This window comes from Alteromonas sp. I10 (assembly GCF_003201515.1).
GTDB classification, from domain to species: Bacteria; Pseudomonadota; Gammaproteobacteria; order Enterobacterales; family Alteromonadaceae; genus Alteromonas; species Alteromonas macleodii.
Genome location: NZ_QJJN01000007.1, coordinates 102814 through 126999, shown reverse-complemented (window position 1 = coordinate 126999; position 24186 = coordinate 102814). Strand labels below are relative to the sequence as shown.

20 protein-coding genes are annotated in these 24186 nt (G+C 43.1%); 3 read left to right on the top strand and 17 right to left on the bottom strand.

The genetic code is table 11. The features are described 5' to 3' along the window. Nucleotides 1–46 precede the first annotated feature (46 nt). The 10 genes from BZA03_RS14275 to BZA03_RS14230 all read right to left on the bottom strand — a co-directional run bounded on the left by BZA03_RS14275 (nucleotide 47) and on the right by BZA03_RS14230 (nucleotide 12310). A complete protein-coding gene (locus BZA03_RS14275) occupies nucleotides 47–382 on the bottom strand; it encodes a hypothetical protein (protein WP_110289128.1) in 336 nt (111 codons plus the stop codon). Nucleotides 383–420: 38 nt separating this feature from the next. Further along, nucleotides 421–1266, bottom strand: a complete 846-nt coding sequence (locus BZA03_RS14270; protein ID WP_039227687.1) for a sugar phosphate isomerase/epimerase — start codon at nucleotides 1264–1266, stop codon at nucleotides 421–423. Then, complete coding sequence (locus BZA03_RS14265) at nucleotides 1263–2516, bottom strand: DUF6005 family protein (RefSeq protein ID WP_258364649.1); 1254 nt, start codon at nucleotides 2514–2516, stop codon at nucleotides 1263–1265. The genes BZA03_RS14270 and BZA03_RS14265 overlap by 4 nt, the downstream gene beginning before the upstream one ends. A gap of 74 nt (nucleotides 2517–2590) precedes the next feature. Beyond that, nucleotides 2591–3895: an AMP-binding protein gene (locus BZA03_RS14260; protein ID WP_110289126.1), complete on the bottom strand. Its 1305-nt coding sequence runs from the start codon at nucleotides 3893–3895 to the stop codon at nucleotides 2591–2593. Next, nucleotides 3888–5702, bottom strand: coding sequence for an IucA/IucC family siderophore biosynthesis protein (locus tag BZA03_RS14255; protein WP_110289125.1), 1815 nt, complete (start codon nucleotides 5700–5702; stop codon nucleotides 3888–3890). Before BZA03_RS14255 ends, BZA03_RS14260 begins: the two co-directional genes overlap by 8 nt. Further along, nucleotides 5692–7584 carry an IucA/IucC family siderophore biosynthesis protein gene (locus BZA03_RS14250; protein WP_110289124.1) on the bottom strand — a complete coding sequence of 631 codons (1893 nt, stop codon included), beginning with the start codon at nucleotides 7582–7584 and terminating at the stop codon, nucleotides 5692–5694. The genes BZA03_RS14255 and BZA03_RS14250 overlap by 11 nt, the downstream gene beginning before the upstream one ends. Nucleotides 7585–7664: 80 nt before the next feature. Then, nucleotides 7665–9041, bottom strand: a complete 1377-nt coding sequence (locus BZA03_RS14245) for an MATE family efflux transporter (RefSeq protein WP_110289123.1) — start codon at nucleotides 9039–9041, stop codon at nucleotides 7665–7667. A 163-nt stretch (nucleotides 9042–9204) separates the two neighbouring features. Then, a complete protein-coding gene (locus BZA03_RS14240) occupies nucleotides 9205–9357 on the bottom strand; it encodes a DUF2256 domain-containing protein (RefSeq protein WP_014949565.1) in 153 nt (50 codons plus the stop codon). Next, a complete protein-coding gene (locus BZA03_RS14235) occupies nucleotides 9344–10882 on the bottom strand; it encodes a cryptochrome/photolyase family protein (protein ID WP_110289122.1) in 1539 nt (512 codons plus the stop codon). The genes BZA03_RS14240 and BZA03_RS14235 overlap by 14 nt, the downstream gene beginning before the upstream one ends. A 3-nt stretch (nucleotides 10883–10885) precedes the next feature. Then, the gene (locus BZA03_RS14230) at nucleotides 10886–12310 is read right to left on the bottom strand and encodes a deoxyribodipyrimidine photo-lyase (protein WP_110289121.1); all 1425 of its coding nucleotides are present in this window, start codon (nucleotides 12308–12310) and stop codon (nucleotides 10886–10888) included. A 111-nt stretch (nucleotides 12311–12421) separates the two neighbouring features. Between BZA03_RS14230 and BZA03_RS14225 the strand changes: the two genes are divergently transcribed. Continuing rightward, on the top strand, nucleotides 12422–13729 hold the full coding sequence (locus BZA03_RS14225) for a DASH family cryptochrome (RefSeq protein ID WP_110289120.1): 1308 nt from the start codon (nucleotides 12422–12424) through the stop codon (nucleotides 13727–13729). A 12-nt stretch (nucleotides 13730–13741) separates the two neighbouring features. Further along, a complete protein-coding gene (locus BZA03_RS14220; protein WP_110289119.1) occupies nucleotides 13742–15373 on the top strand; it encodes a cryptochrome/deoxyribodipyrimidine photo-lyase family protein in 1632 nt (543 codons plus the stop codon). Between the two features lie 5 nt (nucleotides 15374–15378). On the opposite strand, the gene BZA03_RS14215 is transcribed toward BZA03_RS14220, so the two are convergent. Further along, complete coding sequence (locus BZA03_RS14215; RefSeq protein WP_014976601.1) at nucleotides 15379–15666, bottom strand: hypothetical protein; 288 nt, start codon at nucleotides 15664–15666, stop codon at nucleotides 15379–15381. A gap of 208 nt (nucleotides 15667–15874) precedes the next feature. Here BZA03_RS14215 and fabA point away from each other — a divergent pair, with 208 nt between their 5' ends. Further along, nucleotides 15875–16393, top strand: a complete 519-nt coding sequence (fabA, locus tag BZA03_RS14210) for a bifunctional 3-hydroxydecanoyl-ACP dehydratase/trans-2-decenoyl-ACP isomerase (protein ID WP_014949559.1) — start codon at nucleotides 15875–15877, stop codon at nucleotides 16391–16393. Between the two features lie 101 nt (nucleotides 16394–16494). On the opposite strand, the gene rmf is transcribed toward fabA, so the two are convergent. From rmf to pyrD, 6 genes are all read right to left on the bottom strand, one after another. Then, nucleotides 16495–16671: a ribosome modulation factor gene (gene rmf / locus BZA03_RS14205; protein ID WP_014949558.1), complete on the bottom strand. Its 177-nt coding sequence runs from the start codon at nucleotides 16669–16671 to the stop codon at nucleotides 16495–16497. 302 nt (nucleotides 16672–16973) lie between these two features. After that, on the bottom strand, nucleotides 16974–18731 hold the full coding sequence (locus tag BZA03_RS14200; RefSeq protein ID WP_110289118.1) for a DUF3466 family protein: 1758 nt from the start codon (nucleotides 18729–18731) through the stop codon (nucleotides 16974–16976). A gap of 12 nt (nucleotides 18732–18743) precedes the next feature. Next, a complete protein-coding gene (locus tag BZA03_RS14195; protein WP_110289117.1) occupies nucleotides 18744–20684 on the bottom strand; it encodes an ABC transporter ATP-binding protein in 1941 nt (646 codons plus the stop codon). Continuing rightward, a complete protein-coding gene (locus tag BZA03_RS14190; protein WP_014949555.1) occupies nucleotides 20681–20914 on the bottom strand; it encodes a glutaredoxin family protein in 234 nt (77 codons plus the stop codon). Before BZA03_RS14190 ends, BZA03_RS14195 begins: the two co-directional genes overlap by 4 nt. Then, nucleotides 20911–23007 carry a bifunctional 23S rRNA (guanine(2069)-N(7))-methyltransferase RlmK/23S rRNA (guanine(2445)-N(2))-methyltransferase RlmL gene (gene rlmKL / locus BZA03_RS14185; RefSeq protein WP_110289116.1) on the bottom strand — a complete coding sequence of 699 codons (2097 nt, stop codon included), beginning with the start codon at nucleotides 23005–23007 and terminating at the stop codon, nucleotides 20911–20913. The genes BZA03_RS14190 and rlmKL overlap by 4 nt, the downstream gene beginning before the upstream one ends. Before the next feature lie 67 nt (nucleotides 23008–23074). After that, on the bottom strand, nucleotides 23075–24082 hold the full coding sequence (gene pyrD, locus BZA03_RS14180) for a quinone-dependent dihydroorotate dehydrogenase (protein ID WP_110289115.1): 1008 nt from the start codon (nucleotides 24080–24082) through the stop codon (nucleotides 23075–23077). Between the last annotated feature and the right edge of the window lie 104 nt (nucleotides 24083–24186).

Below are 24186 nucleotides of genomic sequence, written 5' to 3'. Positions count from 1 at the left end.
GATGCTTGTGCTAAGTAGTAATCCAATTAGAAAGGACAGATAGGTTTTACGCCACATAAACCCCTCCTATGAGCGCTAAAACAACGTTAACGCCTGTTCCATATGCAAGTAGCCTTGAGGGACGATTTTCGTGTGCACCCGTAAACGTCACTAGTGCTAAATTAAAAATAATCATGGTAATCGTGGAAAAGATCATTGCCCAAGCGTTGTATTGCATTCCTAGAAGAAAGGCCGCCAGCACGATAGTGGCAACAAAAAGCGTGCTGCCTAAGCCCTTTGGCATTGATTGAGCGAACGTTCTTTGGTGATCCGACGAAAAATAAAGCGCTGTACATCCCCAGAAAATGGCTTGTAAAGCGAGAACATTTGAAATCGAAAACATATCGACAAGTCCTTTTGTATATATTTCTGCAGTTATACTTAAATGGCTTGAGCGGTAGTCGCGGCCTGGCTCATTTTCTGTAATTTATATCTGTCCTGACTGAGGATATTCTTGCAATTGTTCCCAAACCACTCGAGTGAAGAGTCAATATTTCGCAGAGATGGTTTCGAGTACAGATATTCAATAAACCCTTGATAATCTACCGCACCGTCGAAAATGGGAACCATGCCTTCTCGCGAGCCTGCTGCGGCATACACATTGTCTGGAGCAAACACACTTAAGTGTTTACTGCTACTTATGTTTTTAAAGTGAAAATGATTTATATATGGAGCGAGTTGTTCACAAGAGGAAATAATGTCAGCGCCAGATTCCCATACATGCAACACATCGTAATTTAGTTGCAAATTGTCTTTGTTAACTTTTTCAAACAATTCAATGGTAGAACCCACCGAGTCAGCGTAAGTGTTAGGGTGTGTTTCGATAACTAAGTTAAGCCCATAGTCGCTAAGCCAATCACAGACAAGTTGTAACCGCTCGAAAAGCAGGTTTTTTCGGTCTTCAGGTATGGCTGCGCTGCCTTCGTTGCCAGCAAATGTGCGAATCTTGGTTGCCCCCCAGTGTTTAGCCAAACGACAAAGGCGATGAACCTTAAAATACAAAGCGTCGTTCCCTTCAAAAAGTGGCAGATAATCGCTTAGCATGGATGTTTTCAACGCGTAGCTTGAGAGCCACTCTTTCCCATATTCGGGTTGGTCTTCTAAATTCGTAGCATGTGCACCCCATAATTCGATCCCCTGAAAACCATTTGCCACGGACCATTTTGCAATTTCAGCGATTGAGATAAGTTGGTGCCTAAAAGTGATAGTGCATACTGAAAGATTCATACGGCGGCCTCCAAGTTTTCTACGCCCACGGTATTGTTAGCTTTTTTATCTTGAAGGTTGTGAAAAACTAGCCAGTCTTGGTACACAGTTTGAAGCTTACATTTAATTTTTCTTTCCGTGGTATCTTGCTCATTGAGTAATGTGAAAAGTTCATCAAACAACGGTAATGTGTCTTGATTCTCTTTAGCTAATTCAGAGAGCTTGATCGCTCGGTATTGTATTGCTTTGTATGTAGAAACCAGCTTTTCTATTTCATCACACCAAAGCTCGAATGTTACTTCTGGAAATCCAATATCTCTCCAGAAATAAGCAAAGCCATGTTCATAGGCGTATTTCCTAATTGCAAGAACGGGGATTTGCTTAAGGGCATTACCCAGCAATGCTCTATCAGCAGGTTTTTGTTGATGAGCTACAATGACTTTCCGGATTGCATCCGTTAACACGTTGTGTTCAGGGAAAAATGTAGCATCGAAATAACTGGAAATAGCTTGCAGAGAAGAATGCGTTATATGATTACTATCAAATACGTAGCCCCCCGCAACATGTGGTGATGAAATAGCGTTGAGAACATCCTTACGCTTAACCTCTCCTTCCCACCTGAAGTCTGGGTCCATCATAAGCCACCGTTCCGTATCTTCCGTCTTCTTTAGCATTACATAGTGAGGGAAAGGATTCTGGTTAAACTTATTTTCTCGCTCAGGTAATAAGTACATATCTAGCATTACCATGATGTTCTGGGAAGGCGTTGCGTCATTGAGCAACCTTTCCAAATTGGCAATGTTCTGAGCTTTCGTCTGTTCATTGTTATACCAAGAGGTAACCTCTACGCCATAAATTTCCTTATACCATTGAATAAAAAAGTCGTGGCTAATAGATTCGTCGTGATAGGCAAGCATGTGGTCTTTATTGACGACTACCTCCGCGTCCCACACACCAAAATAAAAAGGACGATGATCGACTTTGGGCGATGCTTTTATACATTCACACAAACAGCTTACAAAACAGTGGACTTTAATGTCTTCGAAAGGCACTTCATCTACACTATCACTTACCTCAATGTTGTTGGTTTGCTGATAAGATAAAATGAAGTGAGCAAGGTTCTCGACAGTATTAACATCCTCCTGAGATATTGCACTTTCTGGTATTTCAATATCGTGATTCAACTCTAAATGGATAAGCAACTGCATAAGCAACACTGAATCAATATAGAGATCTTCGTTTAAACGAGCTCGTGGAGAAAATTTTTGCATGTGCTTGCATTCCATGTCATGTGCCAGCACGTGTTCAATTGTGTTTATTAAGGACTCTGAATTCATAACGCACTCTAGGCTGTAGCTGCTGTTGTTTCTGCTTCTAACTGGAAATTCTTTGCAATTTCGTTGCGATTTACTTTGCCATTGGGTAAGCGCTTGATCGCATCAACCTGTATGAAATCGAACGGCACCTGATATGTGGCTAGTTGCTTATGGCACCAACTTCGCAACGCGGCCTTATCTTCATTCGAATAACGATGTGGCGCGCAAAATTGAAGATAAGCTCGATAGCCTGTACTTCTGTCCTGTACTTTAAATAAAACGGCATCGTCAATGTCAGGGTGACTAAGCACAACGTCTTCCACGTCTTTGGGGTACACATTAAGCCCCGATACAATAATGGTATCGTCTTGGCGCGCAACGAAGCACAGTTGGTGCACACCATCTTTGTCTTCAAAATAACCGAGATCATTGGTATAAATTTCGGCCGATTGTCCATCAAGCGGTTGTTTAATTTTGATAACTATTTCACTGGGAGCGCTTTGGCTGCTGCCTGCTTTAACGCTAAGGTGAGGAAGGACTTCGCCTATTACATTTGTGCTTTCAAAGGTTTTACTTATTGCAACGCACCCGGCCTCAGAACATCCATACTGTTGATAAAAATGTTCCACTTTTGATTTGGCTCGCTCAAAGACAGGTCCAGACATGAGTGTGCCAGAGGTCATTACCGCGTGAAGTTTGCTTGTCTTGGGCCATAGCATACATACGGTATCTATCATTAACGGTGACGAATACAGCAATGGTTGCTCAAGTTTGAGCAATGCTTTTAGCAAATGTTTAGGATTTATACTGGTAAAGACTCTGGGATGCTTGCCTCTGGCAAGGCCAACGAATATACCGCATATGAGCCCGTATGAATGAGTAACAGGACAAGCAATCACCGGAGTCATTGAATTGGGTGCACTGAAATGTGCAACATAAGCAGACACCTCTTGATCGATACTACGCCAAGACCGTTTTATGCTCTTTGGTGCACCAGTGGTTCCAGTACTCATTTGAATTAATCCTGGAGTATTATCAGGCTTTTCGTTTTTAGGGAATATAATTACATTGTCTAGAGTTTGATAAATAAGGGCATAGCAACCGGCATTTTCTGCGTATTTTGTCGCTAGTTTTTCTGGCGTACTGGCATGAATTGGCATCACGGTAAGGCCCGCTTCCTTCGCGTAAAAACACAGTGAAATCCAGTCGCTGACGCTTTCTATGCACACAGCCACACTACCCTTTTTTGAGCTCAGATAGGGTGCATTTGAAAATATTTTAAATTTCGAGCTGATGTCTTGGGCTGAGAGGACATTATCGTCAATACTAAGCATACGATTCTCCGCAGGTATCTTTGGCAAATTTTACTAAAGGGTTTGTAATGGTATGGTGGAACTCTTCATGCGCATTGCTTGCGTAGAGTTTTTTCTTCAAAAGCGACTCAGTAATAACCTGTGTTTCAAATATATTGAGACGGTTAATTCGGCTATGTGGCGTCACACCACTATCGTTGTAGGAACGTAAGACACTACATACCTTTGACCAAAAAGTGTTCTCATCACAATAGTTCTGCTCAGAGAAAAGAAACGACAGCTCGGTTAGGTTATAGACGAACACGGTATCGACAAATAGCTCTCGCAAGGCTTCGACGTCTTCCATCCAGTAATAAAGATTGGCAGGTGCGTTAACATACTCTGGATTAATCTTATCGAATTCTGGTACGTTACTTTTGTTCGCAAGAAAGTCAGGCACGAACTCTAAACTTTCGTGAAAGTCCCGCAGAATGACTTTCACAGGTAATCCATCTTTCAGTACAACGGACGTATTCTGAGCATGTGCCTCAATGGCTATACCGTGATGAATCAATAAATGCCAGACGGGAAGAACAACCGTGTTAAAAAGCGCTTCTAGCCATTTTTCTACTCCATGTTTCTCAATCCAGTGCGCCACGAAAGGCTTTCCGTCAACTTCAGTACTTGCAAGTACGGCGAATGGTACAGTTTGATAATTCGGTTCGTTCAGCACACTGGCATCGCGAAAGATAACACTAAGGCTTGGGGATAAATCATCAGCCCAACTGACATTTTCTCCACTATCCGCTGATTGCTTCAGCGAAATGCCCGCGTATTCACTTTGTATAGTTAGCGCATCACGGCTTTGTAACCACTCATCTTCGGCTATTAGGTTAGTCAACCATTTTGAAATATGTGGCGCAGTACAAACTGAATGCGGTTCAATAGTACGCAAAGAGGACGTGTTGACGATATTGAGCGGCAGTTTGACGCTCGCTTTGTTAACGTTACTTGTATTGAGCAAGGTTCTTAATGAAATACTGGCTTGATAATCGTCTCCAGCTAAGCCTAGAGAATAAACGTCACCGTTTGATAACGGTTTTTCAAGAGAAGGCTTTAGCTTGTCATATTGCCACGGATGAACCGGTAAAAAACAGTAACGTAGGTTATCCCCGCCGTGTTTACGTAAGCTGTCAGACAGATTTTTATAAGTAGATTGGCCTAGCTCTCTTTTCCAAAAACTTTGCTCTACTTCACCGTTGAAATTTACGGACAAGTATTCACGCTTTACTGCAAGCCAATGAAGCTTAAACGTATTGCTGGCTTCAGGCCCATATTTTTCGTGGTCTTCAATGCTAAAGCCACTTCTTGATTTAAAGCATGGATGGTACGGGTGGCCCTCAATCAGAGCAGATTCTAAGCGAATATAGCTCAGTGCTCGTCTACTTGAGAGTTGTAGCAGGTTTTGTTGATTCCAGCGGCAAAGTAACAGTGTATGTTTTAACTCTTCGACTAGCTTATTTTGTCTTTCTTTGCTGCAAGGAAGCGTATGGATAATCTTCGCTGCGTCAGATAACGTAAGAGGGTCACCGTTTATCTTAATAGAATTGGCATCTAGACGAACCCGACTGAAAAGCGTCTGTTTACCATTAGCTGTTACAAAATTGTCGCCCACTTGAAATGTGAAAAGTCCATCTTCAAAACAGAAATCAATTAAGCCTTCGAAGATAAGCGCTTCAATTAATTGTCGGACAACGCGTTTCTCGTTTTTACACGATACTTTTCCCCTTGTTCCTGTAGGCACGCTGAGATGCTCTTCGGTAGTGTCTAAAGTGCAACTAGCAAGCATCAGCAATCACCTCTTCTAATTCACTCGCTTGTTTACAAACGAGCGATGGCGTGTCACTTCGAACCGCAACGCTTTTAAACGGGTTGGTTACCCAGACATAAACAGCTAGCTCGTCTTCGGCTTCTAACTCATCCACGTCTTCAACGCGAGTCAGAAGATTGGCCTTGAAAGGCAGTTTTTCTCGCCCCAATACCGATGCGACGAATGCTGTGCCCAACGAACCTAAAGTGGGAAGAATGGAATTTAGCCTGGTGTACACTTTTTGAAGTAGCGTACCTTCTTGAACAAGTTGATCGGCACCTAGGCGATTGATGACAGCGAATAATTGATTAAAGAATAAGTAGTATGTGAAGCGATTAATTATCATTTGTTCACCGTAGAACAGGTCATCGCACTGAGCGAGTCGCGGTTCCATAGTCTCAAGAATTTGCTGTCTTTCTTTTGATAAATAAAACCCTTGGTTATCACGATAATAGTAAGCAGTTGGGTAACCTTCGCTTAAATCCAGAAGCGAATTTTGCTGGTGCGCCTCTAACGCTATACCACACTGGTCAATAAGTCTGATTGCTGGCTCAATTGCACAGTCTAGGTAATTATCAAACCAAGTTAGCGCGACATCAGCACATTCCTCGCCTTCTTTCTGGGCTAACATTTGGATTATTTTGGCAAGTCGCGAGTAAGTTCCTGGTGCAAGTGGCTCTTGTACCAAGGCGGCTATAGATTGCGTTCCGCCAAGCCCTGTGATTTCATTTTTTGAGTTAAATGGATTTTTTCTGAGTATCAACTCAAACCCACTTTCTTTTGAGGCGCCAGCGTTCAATGAAATATAAGCCGGGTCGTCGATGAACTTGAATTTAGGATAAAGCCTTGAAAAGCCGCATCGTTGAAGCAGTCGACAAAGTGTTACTCCGGCCTCTAACTCATGGTGCATGTTCTTTCGCAACGAATTCGTTACTTTTACTGGTATCGATAGCTTAACCATGTAATTAAGCTCGGCGTTATACAACGTTCTGACGGAAGACGTAGGTGTAAATAGAGGCCCTAATTCGCCCAATTGAATCAACTCACCTTTGTTGAGCAGATCTTGAATGTGAGGCTTAGCGCACAACCAATCCGCTTGAAGCGGATGCAGAGCCAGCAGCTTTAAACTGTCTTTTCGAAGTTTTTCGATAAGTGTTTTTGTAGAATCTTTGCCATCGCTTAAAACAATATTTTCTAGTATCTCAAAGGCTGAAATTGACTCAGCACTATTAGAAAGAGTGATATCCTGCTTGGCAGCAAAATAATGCAGTCTAAATTGGCCTTTTAGCTCCGGGGTAAAAAGTTCATGCTGCCATCGGTGCATGCCCTGTCTTGACTTTGGCGTGGGGTGTAACCAATGACCAAAAAGTATAGCTTGTTCAGAATCAATAAACTTATTACTTGCGAGATCGGGATCGCCAGCACGGTTTTCTAAGTAAAGCGCCATAATCTGATGGCTTTCGATTGTTCTGGCGTAAAGCTCTAAACTCTGCTCGTCGACTGCATCATTTAGCTCATGGCTCTCTTTGCTACCACTGTATATTTCGTCAATAAGCAACAAAATAGCGTTCATTAATGATACTTCTTCCCATTGAAAACTATTGGGGAGTTGCTTGAAAACTGCTGTGAATGCATGACGACCTACTGTAGAGCGGTAGGATGCTGATATTGAAAGTCGAGTATTAGTAGAGGTTAAATATAGCTCTACGGCATAGTTGTCGTTTGGTTGTAACTGTATTCCTGTTCGAATTACCCAGTCTTCTTTTGTGTGCCAAACACCGGAATCGATTTCTTTAATATAAGCATTAAAAAACGCTTGAAACGACGCGATATTAGCTTGTTTCTTAGCTACTGAAGTCATGTACAGACCCTTTTAAGATGAGCAAATTACCGCGCCAATCTAGTGAGAATAGTTCTCATTAGCAATAAATTTTACATTTGTTACATGTGGGTATTTTTTAGGTAGTAATGTTTATAAACCAAAACCACTGCGAGTAAAAAGGTCACCCATTCAGCCGCAGGCAGCGCAACGAGGAAGGAAATGTTGATGTCGTTACCTTCATTAGCCAGGGGTGATGGCGTGAAGTGAAATAGCAATACTAGGAAACTAACAGGGAATAAAATGCTTCTACCTAACGCTATGACAGCGGAATGTAATGGTTTTTCAATTGCAGTCAGAAATACACTGAGCAGTACGTTACAGCCATTTACAAGAAACAGTGGCCAAACATATAAAATGATGGTGTGCGCGTATTTAGTAGCTTGTTGTTGGGAAGGCTCGATAAAAAGCGCCACAAAAACATGATTAAACCACAGTAAACAAACCGTCAATATTAGCCCTGCTATGAATGCTGTAGTTAGCGCTATAAGCAGGAAAGCATTGACACGTGACGTGTGGCTCGCTCCGCGGTTGTAGCTGACGAGCAGGTGAAGCGCATCTGCTATACCGAAACTAAGCATAATGCTTAAAAAGATAAAGTAGTTAACTACACTGTATGCCGCAACGCCAATGCTGCCAGAATTGATAACGAGCAGAGTGTTAATTACAAGAAAAAGAACACCCACAGAAATTTCATTAGTAAACTCAGATAATCCATTTTTCACGGCTCTGAATACACGACGCCATGGCTTATTAAACGTCGAAAAGGTTATTGCACGATTTTTGTCACCAAAATAAAGAAGTAGTACAGAGAGCTGCACAATTTGAGCAGCAGCCGTTGCGTAAGCTGCGCCTTTAATACCGTATTCCAAGTACGCCACTAATAATGCGTCGAGTAAAATATTTGTCACTGCACCCAATGCTAATGCAATAGTTGCAAGCTTGGTGTAACCGTCTGCACGGACAAGATAGTAAAACACCATCGTAGAAAATTGAAAAATGAAGACCCATCGGATTACTGACAAATACTCTCTAGTCAACGGTACGACATCGGACGGAATGTGAAGAAGCCAGAATAGAAAAGGCTCTGCAACGAAGCTTACCACTGCCAACATAATATTAAGCGTTACAGCAACAACGATTATTTGTGTAAATAGCGCACTGGCAGATTTTGTGTCGCCCTTCCCCATAAAAGTACCAATCGATACGCTTCCCCCAATGGCTAGCATTAACGAGAGAGCGACCAGAAAGGTGATGTAGGGTAATAGTAATGAAACTGCGGCTAACCCAGATGCACCGACATATTGTCCTATAAAGATGCCATCGACTAGACTTGCAGTCGTTAAAGCAACAAGCCCTATGAGCGATAAGAAAGCTTGCTTAAAAAAAGTGCCGAGCAATGGGTTGTGTAAGATTGCATCTTTTGTAGAAAGTGACATTACTACTTCTCTAAATCAATATAACGCAATCCTAAGTTTGTTATGTGGCGCAATCAATTAAGGTTACATTTGTCACACTTGTTAATGCATTGTTACTTTGTCGTCTTGGTAAGGGTTAATATTTTTCACGGTATGAATTCATTACCTGCGCTTTCGCTTTGTGTTAGCAAGGCTCTTGATGTTTTGACTTTTTTGATGAAGCGCAACGTTTTGAGCAATAACGTACATTTTCCCAGTTCTTTTCCCATTTTTTGCGCCAAGTAAATGGTCTCTGACAAACCGGACAAATTTTGGTGGGTAAATCAGACTTCTTCATTTTTCGTTAGCTTAGTCAGGAATGTTGAGGCATCTTGCTTCATAGTTTCGATATTTTCTTCTTTCATTCGCCCGTAGGTTTTATAGATCATGGCCATGCGGTGATTGTTGCTCAATTTTTCCTTGTGTTTGTCAATAAAGTGCCAGTATAAGTAGTTAAACGGGCACGCTTTTGGTCCGGTCTTTTTAGAAACTTGGTATCCGCAATTTTTGCAGTAATTGCTCATCTTGTTGATGTAGCTTCCGCTTGCGACGTACGGCTTACTTGCTAGGTTACCTCCATCGCTGTACAAAATCATGCCCGCAACATTAGGAAGTTCAACCCATTCATATGCGTCGGCATACACTAACAGATACCATGCCTGCACTTCCTCAGGGCTAAGTTCAGTTAAAAGACTAAAATTACCAATAACCATCAATCTTTGTATGTGGTGGGCATAAGCGTTCTGCTGCGTTTCTTTAATACACTGGCGCATGCAGTTCATATTCGTCTGGGCGTCCCAAAAGAACGAGGGCAATGCGCGGCTGTTATTGAAGTAGTTATCAGTTTTTAGATTTGGCATAAAGTGCCAGTAGAACCCTCTGACATACTCCCGCCAGCCCAGAATCTGGCGAATGAACCCTTCAGCAGAATTCAGTGGAACTTGCCCTGCATGGTAAGCTTGCTCGGCTGCATGAATGGCTTCTTTTGGCGTCAATAAACCGCAGTTCAAATAAAACGCGATATGTGAATGGTAAAGCCAAGGCTTGCCTTCCACCATGGCGTCTTGATACTGACCAAAGTTAGGTAATCTTTCTTCTATAAAAGTATTCAATACGCTGAGTGCGTCTTTTCGAGTTACCGCAAAGTGGAAGTGATTGATATCGCCAAAATGATCGTTAAACTCGCTTTTTACGAGCTCGATAACTTTCGAAGTAATGTCATCAATCTCAAACGTAGAATGCTTCGGTACTCTCTGGGTTTCAGGCATTGCTTCGCGATTCTGGGCATCGTAATTCCACTTACCGCCAATGGGATTTTTTCCTTCCATGAGCACGTTGTGTTTGCGACGCATCTCACGGTAAAAAAACTCCATTCGAAGTTGTTTCTTGCCTTCAGCCCAGTCCGTAAATTCTTGTGGGGACGATAAAAAGCGATTGTCATCACATATACTAACGGGTATGCCAAGCACGTTTTCCCATTGCTCCATGCTTTTGAGTAAGCGGTACTCTCCGGGCATAGTCACCTTTACTTCGTCAAAATCATTTCCGTTAAGTTCATGCTTAACCTGAGCGAGCAAATCGCCCTGATTGTTTTTGTCGCTATAATGAACATAGTTAACGTTAAAATTGTCTTCTCGCAACGCTTTGGCAAAATGACGCATTGCGCTAAACAAAAACGCTATCTTCTTCTTATGGTGCTTAACGTAGGTGGCTTCTTCACGTACTTCCGCCATCAAAATTGTGTCTTTGCTTTTTACTGCGTTAGCAATCGCTGGCAACGTCTCGGTAAGCTGATCGCCTAAAACTAAAATGAGTGCTGCCATACCCTACTCTTTTAATGTTTGGAATGCGTCTAGCGCGCGTTGACGCGATGCTTTTAAATCAACAATAGGTTTTGGGTATTCCTTACCAAGTTCTATACCTGCATCTTTCAATATCGCCGAAGGGGCTTCCCATGGCTTATGGATATACTTGTCTGACAGCTTTTTCAATTCAGGGCAATACTTACGCACATAGTTGCCCTTTTTATCAAATTTTTCGCCTTGTAGTATTGGGTTAAATATCCTGAAGTAAGGCGCAGCATCAGCGCCAGAACCCGCAACCCATTGCCAACTGGCACTGTTACTCGCAAGGTCGGCATCCAACAATGTATCCCAAAACCATCGCTCGCCTTCATGCCAACTGAGTAATAGATTTTTCACTAAAAACGAGCCCACAATCATGCGAACTCGATTATGCATGTAGCCCGTTTGCCACAGTTCGCGCATGCCAGCGTCTACGATAGGAATGCCTGTATTTCCCTTTTGCCACGCTTTGAGCGCTTTCGCATCTGTGCGCCAAGGAAACTTATCGAACTTTTCGTTGAAGTTCTTATTAGGCAAAGTAGGAAAATGGAACAGCAAATAATAGCTGAACTCGCGCCAACCTAACTCACTCAAGTAGGTTTCAATGCTTTTGTCTTCACTATTTCCAAACTTGTCTTTTATCGCGTACCAAACTTGATTTGGAGACACTTCACCAAAGTGTAAATGCGGCGACAAACGCGATGTCCCATTGGCTGACGGTATGTCTCTGCCGTCTTTGTATTTACGTGCTGAATTTTCAATAAAGTCAGCTAAATTATCAGCGGCGCCGTCTTCGCCTGGTGACCACTCTTTTTCAATGGTTGCATCCCAGTTGATGGAAGGGAGTAAGTCTAGCGATGTTAATCCATCGCTGTCGTTGTTGACATCCGCATAAGTAATACGTGCGGGTGGTGCTTTGGGATAACGAGGCTCTTCAACCTGCAGGCAGCCCTTCTTGTAGTAGGGTGTAAATACGCGATACGGTGTACCGTCTTTTTTCAATACTTTCATTGGCTCCCATAGTAAGCTGCCGTTACAGCTATGGGCTTCATAATCATGCTCGATTAAGGTTTTCTTGATCGTTTTATCGCGGTTTATTTGCCATGGCTCATAGCACCGATTCCAAAAGATACCTTTAGCGTTAAATGACTTCATTAAATTTGGAATAAGTGTCTGTGGGTCACCCTTAAATATTTGTAAATGTCCGTTCAAGCGTTTATTGAGCGACGAGAGTGAATGATGCAGCCACCATTTACTTGCCCCCCCAGGCTCTCTGCCATTAGGTGCAGTGTCATCATATATGTAGATGGGTACTATTTTTCCCATATCACAGGCAGCGTTTAAGGCCGGATTGTCTTTTACACGAAGGTCTTGTCTGAACCACATTATACTAACGGGAACGGTCACTTTTTTTCCTCAGGCATTGCGCCAAATCTTAATATTATTCGTATTGCATGTACTACGATAAAACTCGGATTCAGGATCCGTAGAAATAGTAAAAAAGTACTCAAAATTAGTATGATAAATCACCACCAACAATCAAAACGTATGAACAACAATCAACGAGGTTTATATTGGTTTCGACATGACCTTAGACTTCACGATAATGCTGCTATTTCTGCGCTGTGTGAAGCAGTTCAGCAGGTTACTTTTCTTTATATTCTTGATGATAAAGCGTTTACACCTACGACATATGGTTTTGCGCCTATGGGGAAACATAGGCACACATTCCTGCTTCAAACACTCGGGGATTTAAAACGGCAATTAGCTAAGCTCGGACATGATTTGCTCATTGTCAAAGGCGACCCTGCTGAGTGTTTAGTTCAATTGATGAAGTCCGGACAATATTCTCACCTTGGGGTAAGCGAGCACTGTGGTTTTGATGAGAGAGCACAATTAAATACAGTAAAGCGCTTTTTCGATTCGGTAACAGTAATAGAAACTCCGACGTTTGGCTTATTTGATGCACAAACCCTTCCTTTCAACATCGAAGAGATGCCCGACGTTTTTAGTCCGTTTCGCAGAAAAGTGGAAAAGCACTGTAAGCCATTATCTGTCCATCCACCCATGGAAAGCTTACCAAGCCCTTTTACACCGCAATTAGATGAGTCTTTTTTATTCGCCATTGATACTGATTTACCAAGCCCGTCTCAATCATCGTTTGTTGGAGGTGAAACAGCAGCGCTGACGCATTTAAATACTTATCTCTTCGATTGGAAAGCTGCAGCAACGTATAAAGACACAAGGAACGCTTTAGATACTTGGCAAGACAGTACCAAGCTTTCGGCCTGGTTAGCGAACGGGTCGCTGTCTGCACGGGAAGTCATTCGGCAAGTTCAACAGTTTGAAGCAACTGTTGAAAAAAACGATTCCACTTATTGGATATACTTTGAATTACTTTGGCGCGAATTTTTTCATTGGTTACAGTGTAAATATGGGGCCAATTGGTTTCGTTTTAGCGGTATCCAGGGTAAAAAGCCGTCGACACAGCATTGTCCGGAAACCTTTGCGTTATGGTGCGAAGGAAAAACCGGTTACCCGATAGTCGATGCTTGCATGCGACAACTCGCTGAAACTGGCTATATGTCAAACCGAGCCAGGCAACTGGTTGCGAGCTGTTTTGTTCACGAACTAAGGCAGGACTGGCGATACGGTGCAGCGTGGTTTGAGCATCAATTAATCGATTACGATGTGGGGAGTAATTGGGGCAATTGGCTTTACTTGGCTGGTGTTGGAAGCGACCCTCGCGGCCACAGACAGTTCAACCTTCAAAAGCAGACTGAGATTTATGATTCGGACGGCCAATTTCGTAAAAAGTGGTTGTAGTTAGTTCGTCATATGGTTCCAGTACATTCTAAACAATCTGTGACTGTCATATGGTTTAAACGTGACCTTCGTCTTCGAGACCACGAGCCTCTCTACCGTGCAGTTGAAAAAAACGAAAACATTCTTCCGCTTTTTTGTTGGGAACCTTCCCTTATAGCCGACCCGCATATGGACATGCGTCATTGGCAATTTATCCAGCAAAGTATCGACGACATTAACGCCCAGTTGCCTTCAGACGCCCGTTTACTTACCTTACACTGTGAAGTTATTGATGCGCTCGAACTTATTGCCCAGCACTACGCCATTTCAGCAGTTAGGAGTTACCAAGAAATAGGGTTGAGCGTTACGCATAACCGTGATATTTCAGTTGGTAACTATTTGAAGAAAAGAAAAATAAACCATATTGAGTCCCAGTATGGCGCAGTGATGCGTGGTTTGCCTCACCGCGAGCAATGGCAGCAAAACTGGGATCGTCACTTTACAACGAAAACCTATGATATTGATATAAACAGCGTTAATTGGGTCGACTGGGCCCAGCACAACAACATCAATACTGCTTGCAAAAATTTAGATGAGCTTGGTCTGTTTGATTGTCATATTACTAGTCAAACCGGCACTCATTGTAGCGAGAAATCGAATTATTATCGGCAGGATGTTTTAGACAAGTTAAAAAAATTAAACAAGATGCAGCCAGGCGGTGAAAGGCGTGCTTGGCAAGTATTAAAAGATTTTTTCGATGCTAGAGGACAATACTACCATCAGCATATTTCTAAGCCGGAATATGCAAGACGGGCATGTTCTCGTTTAAGTCCCTACTTGGCATGGGGCAATCTATCAATTAAGCAAGTTTACCAAAGCGTTCAACATCAAAAGCAGACGAAAAAGTTACTGCCGAATTCTGATAGAAAACAATGGAGCCGCGCCCTAGCCGCTTTAACGTCTCGGTTACATTGGCACTGCCATTTTATTCAAAAATTTGAGAGCGAACACAGTATTGAATGGCGACCAATGAATAGTGGATACGAAAACTTTCCGTTTATAGATGGCCCAGAAGCCGGGCGTCGCTTTTACCTTTGGACAATGGGATTGACCGGCTATCCGTTGGTAGATGCCTGCATGCGAGCACTTAAATATACCGGGTACTTAAACTTTCGAATGCGTGCCATGGTAACCAGTTTTCTGTGTCATCACCTAAATGTACACTGGCTAAAGGCAGCGCATTATTTGGCAACACAGTTCTTAGATTTTGAGCCAGGCATTCATTACCCCCAAATACAGATGCAGGCTAGCGTAACCGGCATTCACACCGTGCGGTTATACAACCCTGCAACACAATCTTCAAAATTAGATCCTGACGGTGTATTCATCAAGAAGTGGGTGCCAGAACTTGCTAAATTACCCAGTGAAGCTGTTCACGCCCCTCACCTATTGCCACCCCTAGAAGCGCAAATGTTAGATTTTGACGTTGAACGCGACTACGTGGAACCGCTCGTTGATATAACAGAGAATAATCGCATCACGGCAAAGCGCTTATGGGACTATCGCGAGCGAGATGATGTGGTTAAAGAGGCGCATCGTATTGTTAAACGCCACACCATGCAAAATAGTCCAAGTCGTGCATGGCTGAAAACAAAAATTAAATAAACCGGCTAACGGTTATTTTTGCGAAGCCATTCATTCAGTAGTTTAATTTGTCCACATTTGTAAGCTGCGTACATAAGCCGCATGGCATTTGACATAGCTTCACTGTCAGTCCAGCCAGTTTTGTCGCGTATTTCATCATAACATGCTTTTGCTTCAGGGCTAACATAGCCCCGTACAAGTTTCTTACCTGCGTCTTTTTGCCTTTCTCTGAACCTTCGTTGTTTATCAGCGTTGGCTTTAGCTCTATCTGCGGCACTCTTTTTAATGCTTTTTTTCGTTGTTTGTTCTGTCATAGTTTTCACACAATGTTACGTTACTGTAGAGCTTGTATTTAGAAGTCGTACAAAAATCACACGTGTAGAACGATGTTTGTACAAGCCAAAGTTGCTAAACCTATATTAGCATGCGTTTTTCTTCAGAAAAATGACTGTTCAGAGTTGTTTGGCGTACAACTGTTCGCTAAATTAGCAGCGTCACTTTAATAACAGCAACGAGTTGGGAATGTCAGAGAAGAAAAATAGTTTTAATAAAGAAGATTTATTGGCGTGTAGCCGTGGTGAAATGTTTGGCCCAGGTAACAGTCAACTTCCCGCACCTAACATGTTAATGATGGACCGCGTAGTTTCAATTACAGAAGATGGCGGTGAGCACGGGAAAGGCGAAATTATCGCTGAATTAGATATTACCCCCGATTTATGGTTTTTTGATTGTCACTTCCCAGGTGATCCGGTAATGCCGGGATGCCTAGGCCTAGACGCGATGTGGCAGTTAGTTGGTTTCTTCTTAGGTTGGAGCGGCGGCCCTGGTAAAGGCCGAGCTTTGGGTGTAGGTGAAGTTAAATTTACCGGTCAAATCCTTCCAACCGCTAAGAAGGTAACGTATAAGATCACGATGAAGCGCGTGATAAAGCGTAAACTTTTCATGGGTATGGCAGATGGTTCAGTAGAAGTTGATGGCCGTGAGATTTACGTAGCGAAAGATTTGAAAGTTGGCTTGTTCCAAGATACCTCAAACTTCTAAACTGCCTTTATAGAGCTATAAGGTCAATTAACGTTGACCAACAAAAAAGCCCCTTTTCAGGGGCTTTCCTTTTTGCATAATCAGTTCATAAAAGAGAAGTATTATTTAACACTTAAACCTAAGTGTCTGTCTTCTACTGCCTCGCGCCATCCACCTAACCACTGTGAACGTGCATCGTTTTGCTGAAATGGACAATTTTCCTTTGAACGACCGCTAATGCCAGCTTGATAGCCTTTCGAATGGGCGCGTGTCAGTTTATCTCTTTTTTGTCTTTTCATTGATTAGCCTCTTTTGTTTGTTGAAAGTACAACAAATCATTTTCTCGAGCGCTCTACATCATTTCGGTTGATAGTGCCGGAAAAGTGATTGCGTACAATACTGTGATAGTGCAATTCACTAAATGGTTCAAGAAAAATAAAAAATAAAAGGGCTTGACAAAATTTAAATAAATGAAGTTTCTATGAAATTTATGTTACATTTTTTATGCATAAATATGTCTTTTTTTACGTTTTTTAGGCATAAAAAAAGCCACGCATAGGTGGCTCTTTTAATGTTGATTACATATTGTCCAAATGGTCAGCTATTTCTTTAAACGTCTACGCATAAATACTGCAGCAAATAGACCAAAAAATGCGAGTATACCTGTTGCAGCTCCTTTTCGCTCGTAAGGTTGTTCGTCTTCAGGGACTTCACATTCTTCGATAGAACCATTTGCTAATGGAGACAGCTTAACAGCAACGACTGTGTCAACTTCTTGCGTTTCACCGTCAGAGTTAATTACATCGACGCCAGTAACGTATTTATTTGTCGCCTTAATTCTCGCGTTCGCAATGATTTCATTGTCATCATTGATATCTACCGCTTCAATTAGCTCGTACGGGTTATCACAAGACACTAAATCATTTAAGTCAGTAAACTCTTCAGTGTCTATATTGTACATAAATGCTGCGCTTTCACGAAGAGTATCGCTTGTTGCATCTACGTCTGCTTTACCCACAACAATATTATTATTGTTGATAGCGTTTGCGGTTACACCGGCACTCACGAAGAAACCATCGGGGTAATGCTGCTCTTGGGTATCAAGGTTATAAACAAATAAGCGAGAACGTGCGATATCGCTTTGTGAACGAAGCACTGCGCCCGTCACCCAATTTTCGTCATTAATTGCGATAGCTTGGCTAATGATATTTTCTTCGCGAGGAAGAAGCTCAATGGTTTCACCATCTCTGAACACTGTGGCAACACGTTCACTTTCGGTTCTACCTGAGGAATTTGGGCGTGTAATCGTAATGCGATCGCCCGTTAATCCTTCGCCTACTGCGATACCTTGATTGTTTATGTCATAGGCATAAGTGAAGTAGTGAAGTGCATCATCTTCATCAGGTTCAAACAATAGAGGGTAAGTGTCGGTGCTTATCACATCACCATTAACATCGATTTGCCATATTGTGGCATTCACTTCAGATAGGAGAACGAAACTAGGCAGGTAGGCAGAAGAGGAATTGATAAAATAGCTAGAGATGCGTGGAACAGCAAATTCACCGTTGTATATTGTATATAAACAGCGTCCTTCCGATCTGTCTCCACGGGTTTCATCATCTGCACATGTATCTACTGCATCACTTACATCGTCACGGAAACTAACCGTACTAAAGCCCGCTACTTGTAGATTCGCGTTAACTGCACGAGCTGACGAAAAGCCGCCCGCTGTCGTGTCAACTGCAGGTAGTACTTTAGTTTCGCCCGAAGCTTGGACAAACGCTTGTTGTGCCGACTCCGGATACGTGTAGTTAATTGTGTCGCCATCTTCGTCTTCATATGGGTCGAGTACCACTAGCGCCGTTGAATCTCCAACGATGAAGTTGCCGTTCAGGCTATCTCGCCCTGTTGATTCAACAGACTGCGTGTAGTCATCGAACTTATCTGTTACCTGATCAAGACCTGGCACCAAAGCGATATCTTGCGTATCGGTGGCATAGGTTCTGTATGACGCCAGTTTCTGACCCGTTGTCGACGTCGAATTCGACAGAAGATAGTTTACGATCGTGGTGTAATCGACATCAGTAAAAACGCCCTGACGCGCATTGTCTTCGTTTTCTAGGCTTTCACCGAATTGATCGAAAAAAGTTGTATCTTCTTCAAGCTGTTCAGCGTCGATAGGTGGGTTGAATTCCAACTGTGCAACAGACAGCATTTTGCCTGAGTTATCGATCGAACGAGCAAAATTGTTTCTAGCGGTATCCTGTAAAGGAAGAGGCGTCACTGAATAGGTCGCGGCGAATGCCGAAACACTTCCTGTTGCCAACAGAACGGCGGCGGCAAGCTGAGTTCGTTTCATTTAAAATCCTATTTACTGCTGATTATCTTCCAGCATACTTTCTAGTTCATCCCAGCGCGCATATTTCTGGGAAAGTAATTCTTCTTTATCTGCCAATTCTGCTAATGCTTTGGCAGTAATGTCACTGTCTTGTTTGAAAAAGTCCGGGTCGTTCACTTTTTCTTGCATAGCCTCAAGTTCTTCCTCAAGATTTTCAAGTTCTTTAGGTAAGGACTCAAGTTCACGCTGGTCTTTGTATGATAGCTTTTTCGTCTTACGGGGAGAAGACTTAGCACTAGGACTGTCTGAAGTTGAATTAGTTTCATTCTTTACCTTGGCTTTTTCTTCCTTTTCGATTTGCTGACGTTTTTCCTGTTGCTCTTTATACCAGTTTTCTACGTCAGTGAAACCCCCAATAAATTCGCGAAGCATTCCATTACCCTCGAATACCACACTGCTGTTTGCTACGTTATCAACAAATTCCCTATCGTGACTAACTAAAAGCACGGTGCCGGTATATTCGTTTAGTAAGGTTTCGAGCATTTCCAAGGTTTCAACATCTAAGTCATTGGTAGGTTCATCCAGCACCAATACGTTGCTCGGTTTAAGCATCAGTTTTGCTAGCATCAAGCGGTTTTTTTCTCCACCTGATAGCGACTTAACCGGGGCATTAACGCGTTCAGGCGTAAATAAGTAATCTTGTAAATAGCTGATCACATGGCGCGGGTGGCCATTTACCATCAGGTCGCGTTTACCGTCGCCTACCGCGTCTATTACAGACTTTTCTAAATCTAGCCCGTGGCGGTGCTGGTCAAAGTAAGCAACTTCAAGGTTAGTGCCTTGTTTGCAGTTGCCGCTATCGGGCTGGAGTTCGCCGAGTAGGAGCTTGATAAGCGTACTTTTACCGCTACCATTAGGACCAATGAGAGCAAGCTTGTCACCACGCAAAACATTCAGGTTTAACCCTTTAACAATAGGCTTACCTTCAATGCTATAGCTTAAGTCTTTTACTTCAAACACCATCTTTCCAGAGCGCGCGCCCTGGTGTTGATTGACAACCGCATTGCCCTGAACCGCTCTTCTCGCTTTACGCTCCTCGCGTAGTTTTTTCAGCGCTCTTACTCGGCCTTCGTTGCGGGTACGGCGGGCTTTAATGCCCTGACGAATCCATACCTCTTCTTGCGCTAGTTTTTTATCAAACTCAGCGTTTTGTGAAGCTTCAACCTCTAAATCGTGCTGCTTCTTTTCTAAATATGTTTCGTAGTTACCCGGATAGCTCGTAACCGAGCCGCGGTCAAGGTCAATAATTCGCGTAGCCATGGCACGTATAAATGCACGGTCGTGGCTCACAAACACAATTGCGCCTTGGTAATTACTCAAGCTGGATTCAAGCCAGCGGATCATTTCAATATCAAGGTGGTTAGTTGGTTCGTCTAACAGGAGCAAATCCGGCTGTCGAACAAGCGCACGAGCTAGCGCTGCTTTTCTACGCCATCCTCCAGAAAGAGTAGATAGCGATATCTCAGGGTCTAGCTTTAGCATGGTTAGCGTCTGTTCAATTTGCTGTTCAAACTGCCACGCGTCTCTGGCTTCTAACTGTTCTTGTAGTCGCTGTAATTTATTTAAATTCGATTCGCTTGGATCTTCACCAACGATACGGGTTTGATGAAAGTAGGCTTTCAGTGTTTCACCTACGTCAGATAAGCCTTCGGCAACATAGTCAAAAAGCGTCACATCGGTAGTTTGGGGCGGGTCCTGCTCTAGGCGCGCAATGACCGTATTATTTTCAATTATACGCTGCCCATCGTCGGCAATAATATCGCCAGCGATAACTTTCATTAGCGTTGATTTACCACTACCGTTGCGACCTACTAAGCAGACGCGCTCTTTAGGCTGTACAACCAGTTCGACACCGTCTAACAGCGGCGGATTCCCATAAATAACAGTGATGTTTTTTAACTGCAAAATGCTCACTGAAGAAACTCCTCTAAATCGGCTGTATTAAAAGGCCAGCCGATTTCTTTTTCATTATCTGCCCGTTTCAAAACGGGGATCCTTGCACCGTACAAATGATAAAGCTCAGTGCTAGTGCGAATGTTAACCTTCTCTATATTAAGCGATGAAAACATAGACGTTTGTTGAAGCTCAACATCGGCTAAGTCGCACAGGCTACATTGGGGCCCGGTGTAAAAATAAATTTTCATGAAGCTAGTACCCAGCACTGATGGATATTGCCTTTACGTGCAAAATCTTCTGGAATTGTGTCTTTGGTAATATTGTCTACTGACAAGCCCAGTTCACTGATGGCTGTCTCATCTAGCTTAAAGCCACGCTTGTTGTTAGAGAAGATGATGATCCCCTGCTCTTTTAAGCACGCTTTAGCATCGGTAAGCATTTTTACGTGGTCGCGCTGCACATCCCACGTATTTTGCATACGCTTTGAATTCGAAAATGAAGGTGGGTCGATAAAAATTAAGTCGTATTTGCCTTTATGCGTGCCTAACCAAGTGGTGCAGTCAGCTTGAATAAAAGCATGAGGCGCAGTGAGTTTGTTCAGCGCTACGTTCTTCTTTGCCCACTCTAAATAAGTATTAGACATATCCACTGTCGTTACAGACTTTGCGCCACCTTTAGCGGCGAATACCGACACACTACCCGTATATGAAAACAAGTTAAGAACGTCTTTACCTTGGGACAACGTCTGCACTTTTTGGCGGGTATTGCGGTGATCTAAGAAAAGGCCTGTGTCCAAGTAGTCAGTAAGGTTAACCAGGAAACGAGCGCCATTTTCAAACACTTCCATCATGTCGCCAGTCTGATTAATTTTCTCGTACTGTTTTGTACCTTTTTGTTGGCTACGCACTTTAAGCGCTATCTGTTTTGGTGAAACACCTGTTACTGCTGGCAAATGAAGCAAGACTTCCTGCAGACGCTTGCGTGCTTTATCTTCAGAAACCGTTTTTGGCGGCGCGTATTCTTGAACGACCAGCCAGTCACCATATCTATCTACGGCAACGTTATAATCTGGCAGGTCAGCATCGTATATGCGGTAACAGTTAGTGTTAGCGTTCTTGATCCAGCCTTTCATGCGTTTGAGGTTTTTCTTCAAACGATTAGCAAACTCGTGGTTGCTAGCGTCCTCGCTAAACTGTACCGTGTTTTCTTCATCCAACACATAATTCGCTAAACGACACTCCAGCTTACCGTTATTCATGGCATAGTCTTTGGTGGCGCGAAGCTTTAAAACCCGAAGCAAATCACGATTGCTGCTAAGAAGCGACACATGCCATCCCTTCCAGGCTTCTTTAAAACGCTTACCCCAATCACTAAATAGCGGTATTAACGATGTTAGCTCGCCCAAACGTTCTCCGTAAGGAGGGTTTGAAACGACGTAGCCTGGTGTGGCAACGGGCGGAGAAGATTTTGTTGCGTCTTGCTGTGAGAACGAAATATCGTTAAATACGCCAGCAAAATCAGCGTTTGCTTTTGCAATTGCTACCATTTTACGGCTGAAATCACCCGCGTAAATACCACTGCAGCTAGGCTTTTGCGCGGAAATAGCTTGTTCTACCAAATCATCCCAAAGCTTCTCTTCGTGGCCGAGCCACTTAGTAAAGCCCCAATACATACGCTTTATACCTGGCGCAATATTGCGAGCGATGTAGGCTGCCTCAATCGCGATGGTGCCCGAGCCACACATCAAATCGACCAATGGCGCATCGGTATTCTCTGTCCATCCACTACGCATTAGCATTGCGCTTGCGATATGCTCTTTAAGCGGCGCGTCACCGGTTTCTTGTCGGTATGCGCGTTGGTGCAGACTTGCCCCCGCTAAATCTATGCCTAAAATTACATTATCGCGATGTAGTCTTGCATACACAGAAATATCAGGGCTCTTTCGTTCTACTGATGGGCGCGGTAAGCCTTGCTCTACAAATGAATCTACTATGGCGTCCTTAACACGAACCGCACCAAATTGAGTGTTTTTTATGGCAAAGTTTGTGCCGATAAACTGTACAGATAAGGTATGACGTGAATCCATCTGCATTTGCCAGTCAATACCCATAGCCGTATTATACAGTGCATCTGCATCGCCTGCTTTGCCTGATGCCAACACCCAAACTACGCGGTTAGCTAAGCGTGACCATAAGCAAAGTTTATACGCATCCTCTTTTGAGCCTTCAAACTGAATAGTGCCAGGCCCTTGCTTAACTTGCGCATCAGGGCAAAGGCGTAGCACTTCTTGTTTTAATAGTTCGTCAAGACCGCGACTGGTCGTAACCAGAATAGTATTCATTCATGTACCTGTTTTTGATGTACGTGCTTAAGAAAAAGCACGTACACGAGAGATTGGTTTGGGTATATTATAACGCGTTTACGATGCGTTTAACGAGCGATGGGCCTTGATAAATAAAAGCCGAGTAGACCTGCACCAGTGATGCGCCAGCGTCCAAGCGTGCTTGTGCCGCTTCGGGTGAGTCAATACCACCAACGCCAATAATAGGAATAGCGCGGTCAAGTGCTTTGTTTAGCTTGCGTGTTACTTCTAAGCTCATATCTGTCATAACTGAGCCACTTAAACCGCCCATTTCCTCAGCGTGCTGTAATCCGGCAACGGCATCACGTGAAAGTGTCGTATTAGTAGCAATTACACCATCCATTTTGCTATTAATTAGCGAAGCAGCAATACTGTCAATTTCCACATCGCTCAAATCTGGCGCTATTTTAATGAACAGCGGCACATATTTACCGTGGGTTTGCGTTAGCGTTTCCTGTGCTGCTTTTAGGCCAACTAACAGCTTATCGAGCGCTTCACCGTATTGGAGGTTTCTTAGGCCAGGTGTGTTCGGTGACGAAATGTTAATAGTGACGTAGTTTGCGTAAGGATAAACTTTGTTTAAACAAATCAGGTAATCGTCGAGCGCATTCGCTTCTTCGGTATCTTTATTTTTACCAATATTAATACCAATAGGCCCTTTAAACTGAGCCTTTTTCACTTGTTCGACAAGATGATCAACACCTTTATTATTAAATCCCATGCGATTAATAATGGCGTGCTTTTCCGGAATTCTGAATAAACGAGGTTTTGGGTTTCCTGGCTGCGGACGAGGCGTTACCGTGCCTATCTCAACAAAACCAAATCCCATGCTCGCAAATGCGTCAATACAATCGCCGTTCTTATCAAGCCCGGCGGCAAGTCCTACCGGGTTATCGAAGGTCATGCCTGCAACGGTAACGGGCTTTTTTATCGTCGGTGTGCTGTACATCCATTTCAGCGGTGTATGTTGGGTCTTGTTTAACCAGTTAATGGTGAAATCGTGACTTTTTTCAGGTTCACACTGAAGCAAGAATTTTTGCACTAGAGATTGCATGGTTATTATTACCGCTCGCTAATTAAGGGCCTGTTGATCATCAAGGTATATTGCGCTTGTATGAGGTTTGCATTTACAAACGATGCTGCAAAAACGTACAGCAA